Source organism: bacterium (assembly GCA_021159335.1).
GTDB lineage: Bacteria > UBP14 > UBA6098 > B30-G16 > B30-G16 > JAGGRZ01.
The window spans coordinates 1-7,827 of the sequence record JAGGRZ010000148.1; the positions used below are offsets into that span (position 1 = coordinate 1).

Below are 7,827 nucleotides of genomic sequence, written 5' to 3' on the forward strand. Positions count from 1 at the left end.
CATTTCTTCCATATAAAATAAATAAATAATTTCTCAACCTATCAATTAAATAATCAACATTATATTTCATCGGATAAATATTTAACTACCATATCTAAAATGATACCAGCTACTAAGGATTTAGGCAATTTAAAATTTGCACTTATATTACTAATAATATCATTAGTTTTTACATTTACAGAAGCATTTATTATAACTTTATTATGGCGCTTTGGCGGTTTAGGCAATGGAAATAAATCACCACGCCTTTTCAAAATCTCATTTAATATTGCCTCAGTCAATTTTGTTAAAATAGCTTCCATTATTCAAAGAGTGAAGATAAATCAATAGTTATAATGATTTTTTTATCTTTTTTGTTCACATTTATCTTCTGATTTAATTTCTCATCAAGTTCTTCCAATTTCTCAGTAGATTTTTCTAAATCCAAAGTTGAAGATTGAAGTGTTGGTTCCATGTCAGTTGAATTTTCAATAACATTTTGCCCTAAATCGACTTCATTTTGGGCTTCTTCCGCTTCATCAACTTTTTCATCTTGGGATATAGAAGTTTCACGTTTCAAAAGTGTTTCATCAAGTAAAAACTCATCGCAAGAATCATTAGGACCCTTTGAATCTTCACATTTCCCATTTTCATAAAATACACAGTATTTACAAATTTTTTCCATTTTATCCTCCTTAAAATTTATTGAGTAAAAAATTTAATCCAAGTATAAAGAAGAATTTTTAAATCTTCTAAAAAAAGCTTAATATCTTTTTCCGAACAAATTGGTTTACCTTTAAGAAGTAAATAATCATCATCACTCCAAGGCTTTCCTTCTAAAAAACCTACATTAAAAATACCAAAACCCTTCAGCCAATGAAGCTTAATAGGTTTTGGTAATCGTATTGTTCTATCAAAATTAAATTGAACAGTAATTTCTTCTTCATCTTTATAAATTATTATCCCAATAGAATTTCCGCCTTTCGCCATTTCTATTTTCCTTTTTCAATATTTTTTAAATCAACTTTAATATCTGGAATGACTATTCCAGATGTCTGTTGAATATACATTTTTTTCAAATCTTCTGCATGAGAAATAGGAATTTCTACTAAAACATGAATTTTATTCAACTGGCATTCTTCCATAGGTAACCATGGAATTAATATAAATTGATTTCTATTTCGTATTACAGCCATAGGTTTTGATAATGAATAGAATTCATCAGTTTCTTTTTTAACATTACTTATTACAAATTCATTCGTAACTAATTTAAAAAACTTTATTTCCATTTTTTTCCTCCTTTCTTTAAGTATAATTATTTTATAAAAAAATGTCAATAGCTTACAATATACACTTACCAGCCTTTAAACGAATAGTTTTTCTAGCTGGTACTTTATATTTTTCTAATGTAATCGGATGTTTTACAATTTTTTCTTTAAGTATCACAGGATAAAAACGTCCAATAGGTGTAACAACTTCGTAATTATCTTCCATGACCAAATCTTGTAAAGTATCGAAAATTATATCCATTATCTTTTCAGTAGTTACAGCTTTTAAACCTAATCTCCGTGAAACAATATTGCAAAATTCCTTATATTTCATGAATTTCCTCCAAATGACTTTTTTCATCTATTAAATCAACATGTTGTATGTTATCAAATTTAATAACATTTTTCAAGTCCGAATTATGGCTTATAATAATTATCTTTTTAAAAATTGTTTTTAAATTTGCTAGCATTTGAGCCAATTTTTCTTGCGCTTCAGAATCGAGATTCACATCAAATGTTTCATCTATCGCAATTACATCTACACTATGTGCAAAATAAGCTAATGCCAAAGAAGCTGATATCTTCATTAACTGTTTTTGACCTGAAGATAATTTTTCGTATTTCCTGCCATTATATCTAAATATTAAATTTTCATCTACTGTGATTTTGCCTTCACTAAATGCATTCATTGCAAAAACTAATTTAGAAATAAATAAATCATAATATTTTTTCACTATTTCTTTAAGTTCAATTCTACTATCTTTAACTTTGGCTAATAATTTATCTAATATGTTTAAAGAATTTTGTTTTATTTCATACATTCTTTTGGTTTTTGAAATCTCACTTTCAATATGTTCTTTTTTTTCTTTCAAAGTCTCTAATTGCTTCTTATATATTTCAATCACATCAAAAATTTTTTGTTTATTTTCCATTTCAGTTCTATAAAAATTCAATTCTGCTTGTAAATCATTTATTTGTAATTGAATTTCATATTTTACTTTTTCATTAGACTTTATAAGTTCATCCAAATCTTTTATCTCATTTTCAACAGATTTCGAAGAAAATTTAGATAATTTTTTAGTCAAATCTTTCAAAACTATCATTTTCTCTTTAAGTTCCAATTCAAGTTCATTCTTCTTCTCCTTAATATAATTAAAATCTTTTATCTCTTGTCCACACCATTTACACTTCTCAAATTTTATACTAATTTCTACGTTTTTTAAATTTTTCTTTAATTCTTCTATCTTATTTTTTATAAAGTCATATCTCTTTTCAAAAACAACAATACTTTCCAAAGATTTAGATTTTTTCAATTTCTCTTTATTTAAACCAGATAACTTTTCTTCAATCTTTTGTTTTTCTAACTTTAATTTCTCTATTTTGTTCTGTATATTATCCAGATCGAAACTAGACTTTTTCGATATTTGATTTTTTTCTCTTACTGCTTTCCTCAATTTTAATTTCGTGTCTTTAATTTCATTTTCAATAATTTTCAAATTTTCAATCAAAAAATCCAAATGGCTTTCCCACAAAGATAAATTTATTTTTCCTATTTTAAATTCAATATTCTTTTCCATCTTAAACAAATAATCATCAACAGTCTTTCTCAGAAATTCCATATCAGGCAATAAATTTTCAATATACTTTTTTCTTTCATTAGGCCTTAAATCTAAAAAAGAAGAAAATCCAAACAAAAATGCAAATTTAGTCCTATTTTTAATATTATCAAGTAAAGAATTATACTTGAAGTGATACGGTATAGAATCTATAAACAATTGAACACCTGATTTTTTCCTTAAAATAGTAACATTTCTATCTTCAATTAACATATCCAGTTTCACTAATAAATCATCTTGACCCTCTCTAATTAGGTCGCTTTTTCTCAATCCTTCTATGTTACCTTGAAGCGCATATTTAACAGCTAATATAATACTAGACTTTCCCGTTCCAATTTTACCTTCTAATAATGTTATACCATCTTTAAAAGGATAAATTAAATGTTCCCAACTGCGAAAATTCTTTAGTTCTATACTCTTTAATTCAATCATTTTTTATAATCTCCAAAAAATCTTTTAATTTCAAAATCACGAAATCGTTCATATGATTCTTATTTAGTTCATGCAATATAAATAATGGAATCTTGTCTTTTGTCCTATGTTTTTCAATCTGTCGATAAGCATTTAACATAAATTTTGGCAATTTTTTTCTTTCCTTCACTTCTATAATAAATCTATCAGTAATAATATCTTCCTTACCCAAAATTCCAATCCTACGTGCATTATCGAACTGAAAAATCTTAGCTATAGCCCTTTCCATAGATTTCCCACGATTTCTAGCATTCATTTTAAAACTCTTCCATTTTCAAATACTTTGCTCTCAATTTAGCAATTATGTTCTTCAATAATTTATTATCCGATTTTTTCAAAATTTCATCTAAAGAAATAAATTCTTTTTCAAATTTTGGCAATTCAAACTTTTTCTTTGGTATTTTAACTTCTTTTCTTCTAAAGAACTTATACAAATTATCCTTTTCATCAAAAGATGTAACATTTATTTCAATTTGTTTTATATTATCTAAATCATACAAAATATATAAAAACCTATTCAACTTATAATCATCCTTAAAAGTAGCTGGATAACAAGCTCCAGTTATATATAAATTTTTAATCTTTCTTGCAAAATGTAAATGACCATTAAAAACTACAGCTTTCTTTGGAAAATCCCTAATTGATACGGCAAATTCCGCATCATAATATTTATTTAGTTCTTTAATGTCTTTATGAGAAAAAATAATATCAGCATTAGCTGGAACAGATTTATCATAATATGGCCAAAATACAACAGTTTTGTTGTACAACAATTTTGTTGTTAATTTTGGAAAGATGTGAACATTAGGAAGGAAGGATATGAGACAAAGCCAAGAATGCCTTAATTCTATACTTCTGGCTTCATTTTCATGATTTCCAACTACAATATAACAAGGTTTTTTTAAATTAGATAAAAAAGAAGCAAAATCATATAGAATATGAAAAGGCAATTCTTTTGTTTTATTTATAATATCACCAAGGAAAACATAACTATTAACTTCTAATTTAGAAATGCATTCTTTTAGATAATTCCATTCTTTCAATCTAAAAGGATCATCTTTTAAATGAATATCGCCAATAATTAATGCAGGAAGAAATCCCATCAATCCTCCAGCTTTTCAAGCAACTTATATTTTTCTACTATTTCTTTTGCTTTTTCAATATCTCTTTCACTTAAACGAATTTTTGCTTCACCCGTATCATATTCAAATACAGGCAATTTTTTATAAGTTTTAAAATCTTCTTTGTTTCTAGGTTGTATAATTCCTTTTTGTGCTAAATAATCTAAAACACCCGTAAATGGATGAGCTCCATGCTTAAAATCTAAAACCCATCTTGTATAGTCAAACAAATGTTCATCCCTTCTATTTTTGCTTACTTCAGCTTTAATTACATATGCATAAGTTTCATTATCTCTTTTAAGTGCACTAACATTCATCAAACTTAATGCCACATGTCCCCAAAAATTAGGTGCATGACCACCACTTTTGACTTCTCTAGCAATAAATCCTGGCGCTATATATTTATGATTACTAAAAATTAATAAATTATTATCATAAATGTGTCCAGAAATATTACGGAAAAATTCATGCAATCTTTTGGCCGCCCTGCCTTGATCTTCCACTAATTTACTTTTATCATCACCAAATGACGCAATACTGTCTATAACAACTAAACCATCAATGCCTTCCTCGTGAGACTTATCAAAAAATCTACAAACAATTTCATAACACTTTTCAATAGTAGGACATTTATTAGGCGGAACAATGAAAAATCTCTCCATGTCAATTCCCAATTCTAACAATCGTTTTTCTTCACAAGCATTCTCCCTATCAATATACAAAACTAATGCATCTTTATTTTGATTTAGAAAATTAGCTGATAATTTTTGTGCCAAAAAACTTTTAGCAGACATACTAAATCCACTTAATTCCAAAATTCTACTAAACTCTATTCCTGAAGGAACAATCAAATCTAATCCTGCAATACCAAAATGTAATACTTTTTTAGGTTTTGTTTTACTTTTTAATTCTTTAGTTAACATTTCAAATAATTCACTTTTCTTCTTCATTTTTAGCCCCTTTTCATTCTAAAATAAAAAAAATAAAAAGTCAAGACCGTATAATATCCTTTTCCACCAAATCATAAATTAACCTACCTATATATGTAGCAGTTTTTTCTACATCTTTGTTCGTTCCAGTCAGTTCCCAAATGAAAATATGACCAACTTCATGACAAAGTAATGATAAAATTTCCTTTTTATCAAGCTCCAAATCTGGATTAAGTTGATAAAAAGATGTATATAAATAAAAAGTAGCTTTCAACATTTCAGGCACATAAGAAACGGAGATTCTTCCACCAGTAAGATTATGTTTTTTATTTAATCTAGCTACTGCATAATATTGAACCAAAGGAACTTCTTGAATTATTCTATCCAAAGCTTTACAAACAAAATTTTCTAATTTTTCCTTCTTATTCATCTTCCTTCCCTTTCATAAATTTTTCAAAATCTTCAAAATATTCAATTAATTTTATCTTTTTTTCCTTCGTACCAAATAAAAATATTGGATTATAAATAGTTGCAGATTTATCCCAATAATCATAGATATATTCACTATGTTTTTGAAAAGAACCAACCATAACAATCCATTGCCACTTCCTAAAATTATAATCATGTAATATTGCTGGTGTATGTTTATGCGCCAAAACTATCACATCTGCATCAGGATGATGCCAACGTAATTCACGTTGACCTGCATGCAATTTATTATAAATGCTAAAACCTAAAGCTTTATGTACTTCTAATATCTTATATGAAACTTTATCAAATTTTAATTCTATTACAGCTCTATTGTGTGACACAGGAACCTTTAAATCAAAAAATGAAAAAATTGTTTCTCCAATTGCTCTTTCACTTCTAAGATCATGATTACCTAAACATAGATTCAATAAGCAATCATTTCTTAATAATTCATCTAATAAATTAAGCAAAGCTATTTTTTGTTGACGTGGAGTTAAAGAAGTATTTAACATTGGAAATTTTAAATTATCCAAAATGAAATTATCTATCATATCGCCAACAACAGATAATTTAATCTGATTGTCAATAATAAATTCCATAAATTTTAAAAATGATTCATAATCAACCCATGTATTTCCAATATGCCAATCAGCAGTAAACATTACTGGAAAATATGAATAAGGATAATCTTTATATTTATCTATTACAAATTCATTTTTAATACCAGAAATTTCTTTATTCAACTCAGCATTCGCTTGGCCTTGCAATAAAATCTTCCGCCAATCAGCTTTCCTAAGACCAATTTTTATTTCTTCAATTTCCGAAGCGGTATCGGCATTATTATTTAACTCTGGATACCTCTTTTTTAATCGTCTATAAGTTCTTCTAATGTTTTTCCCATAAATCTGTTCTAATTCTTGCCAACTTTTATATTTCTTTTCTTCTTTTAATTTTAATGCTTCTTCCAAAGTCCATCTTTTTTTCATTATTCCCCCTCTTGTTCTATTTCATTAATAATTTGTCTTAATTCTTCAAAGAGATAATCAGACTTAACAGTTGGCATATAGTCCGCATCATCAATATAGACACTTTCTAAAATTCTTTTGCAAATATCAATTAGATAATCCAATTGACTATCATTCATTTTAAATCACCACCATATTAAATATCTTCAAGCAAATGAGCTCTATAAGCCTTCATTATTCTCCCAAATTCTCTTTCCAAATCAAGATTTTGTATAAAATGCGCATATATTCCCCGATAATTATTATGAAAATCTTTCCTATGTTTATAAACTAAACATAGATAATAATCTAATGAAATTTTATTCCTTTTGTTCAAAAATTTCCATAATTTATTATCTATCGCTACATAACCAAATGCCTTAGCAACATTAAAAGACGTTTTGAATTGTTGAGCAAATTTGAATAATGTATTTACAATTTTCTTATTCTTATCTTTTAATGGAAATGTAGCTACTAAATCAGGATTCAAAGTTAGCCAATCTGCAATGAATAAAATAGTATCAGGACGAAAATACTTAAGTATCCATTCAAAAGGATTTGAAGTCAAATTAGGTTGAGGAACTGCAATTATTAAATTTGGTGTAAAGATATCCGAAACTCTTTTTAATTTAGATTCCCTGTAATTAATTAAAATTTGATAAGCCTTATAATCACGATAATAAAAATTACATAAATCGTAATCTTTCATTTCAACTCCTTAATTGTTTTTTTAATTTTATCATGTCAAAATCTTTTGTCAAGATTAACATAAATTTTTTAAAAAGTCAATAAGAAAGAATGGAAATAATGATGTAAAAAGAAAAGCAAGAAAAATTTATATAAAAAATCTGTAAAGTTGTAAAGCTAAAGTCAAGAAAATAACTTCACAAACATTTAATATTACAAATCTAATTATTAAAACTTAAATAACAGAAGATAAAGAACTCCTATCAAGTCTTGGACACTAG

13 protein-coding genes are annotated in these 7,827 nt (G+C 26.5%); all 13 read right to left on the reverse strand.

Annotated features, from left to right (window positions below; translation table 11 throughout):
- Positions 1-59: 59 nt before the first annotated feature.
- From J7J62_08115 to J7J62_08175, 13 genes are read right to left on the reverse strand one after another with little or no spacing between them, the layout of a single operon-like run.
- Positions 60-302 carry a hypothetical protein gene (locus tag J7J62_08115; protein ID MCD6125118.1) on the reverse strand — a complete coding sequence of 81 codons (243 nt, stop codon included), beginning with the start codon at positions 300-302 and terminating at the stop codon, positions 60-62.
- Positions 302-664, reverse strand: a complete 363-nt coding sequence (locus tag J7J62_08120) for a hypothetical protein (protein ID MCD6125119.1) — start codon at positions 662-664, stop codon at positions 302-304. The genes J7J62_08115 and J7J62_08120 overlap by 1 nt, the downstream gene beginning before the upstream one ends.
- 17 nt (positions 665-681) lie before the next feature.
- Positions 682-969 (reverse strand): hypothetical protein, encoded by a 288-nt coding sequence (locus J7J62_08125; GenBank protein ID MCD6125120.1) that lies wholly within the window; start codon positions 967-969, stop codon positions 682-684.
- A gap of 2 nt (positions 970-971) precedes the next feature.
- Positions 972-1,268 carry a hypothetical protein gene (locus J7J62_08130; protein MCD6125121.1) on the reverse strand — a complete coding sequence of 99 codons (297 nt, stop codon included), beginning with the start codon at positions 1,266-1,268 and terminating at the stop codon, positions 972-974.
- Between the two features lie 52 nt (positions 1,269-1,320).
- Positions 1,321-1,581 (reverse strand): HU family DNA-binding protein, encoded by a 261-nt coding sequence (locus J7J62_08135; GenBank protein MCD6125122.1) that lies wholly within the window; start codon positions 1,579-1,581, stop codon positions 1,321-1,323.
- A complete protein-coding gene (locus tag J7J62_08140; GenBank protein MCD6125123.1) occupies positions 1,571-3,295 on the reverse strand; it encodes an AAA family ATPase in 1,725 nt (574 codons plus the stop codon). Before J7J62_08140 ends, J7J62_08135 begins: the two co-directional genes overlap by 11 nt.
- Positions 3,288-3,590 (reverse strand): hypothetical protein, encoded by a 303-nt coding sequence (locus J7J62_08145; GenBank protein MCD6125124.1) that lies wholly within the window; start codon positions 3,588-3,590, stop codon positions 3,288-3,290. Before J7J62_08145 ends, J7J62_08140 begins: the two co-directional genes overlap by 8 nt.
- 1 nt (position 3,591) lies before the next feature.
- On the reverse strand, positions 3,592-4,437 hold the full coding sequence (locus tag J7J62_08150; GenBank protein MCD6125125.1) for a metallophosphoesterase: 846 nt from the start codon (positions 4,435-4,437) through the stop codon (positions 3,592-3,594).
- Positions 4,437-5,405, reverse strand: a complete 969-nt coding sequence (locus J7J62_08155; protein ID MCD6125126.1) for a hypothetical protein — start codon at positions 5,403-5,405, stop codon at positions 4,437-4,439. The genes J7J62_08150 and J7J62_08155 overlap by 1 nt, the downstream gene beginning before the upstream one ends.
- A 40-nt stretch (positions 5,406-5,445) precedes the next feature.
- Entirely contained in the window at positions 5,446-5,814 is a 369-nt protein-coding gene (locus J7J62_08160; protein ID MCD6125127.1) for a hypothetical protein, read from the reverse strand.
- Entirely contained in the window at positions 5,807-6,841 is a 1,035-nt protein-coding gene (locus J7J62_08165; protein MCD6125128.1) for a metallophosphoesterase, read from the reverse strand. Before J7J62_08165 ends, J7J62_08160 begins: the two co-directional genes overlap by 8 nt.
- Complete coding sequence (locus J7J62_08170) at positions 6,841-6,999, reverse strand: hypothetical protein (protein MCD6125129.1); 159 nt, start codon at positions 6,997-6,999, stop codon at positions 6,841-6,843. Before J7J62_08170 ends, J7J62_08165 begins: the two co-directional genes overlap by 1 nt.
- Positions 7,000-7,016: 17 nt before the next feature.
- On the reverse strand, positions 7,017-7,568 hold the full coding sequence (locus J7J62_08175) for a hypothetical protein (protein MCD6125130.1): 552 nt from the start codon (positions 7,566-7,568) through the stop codon (positions 7,017-7,019).
- Between the last annotated feature and the right edge of the window lie 259 nt (positions 7,569-7,827).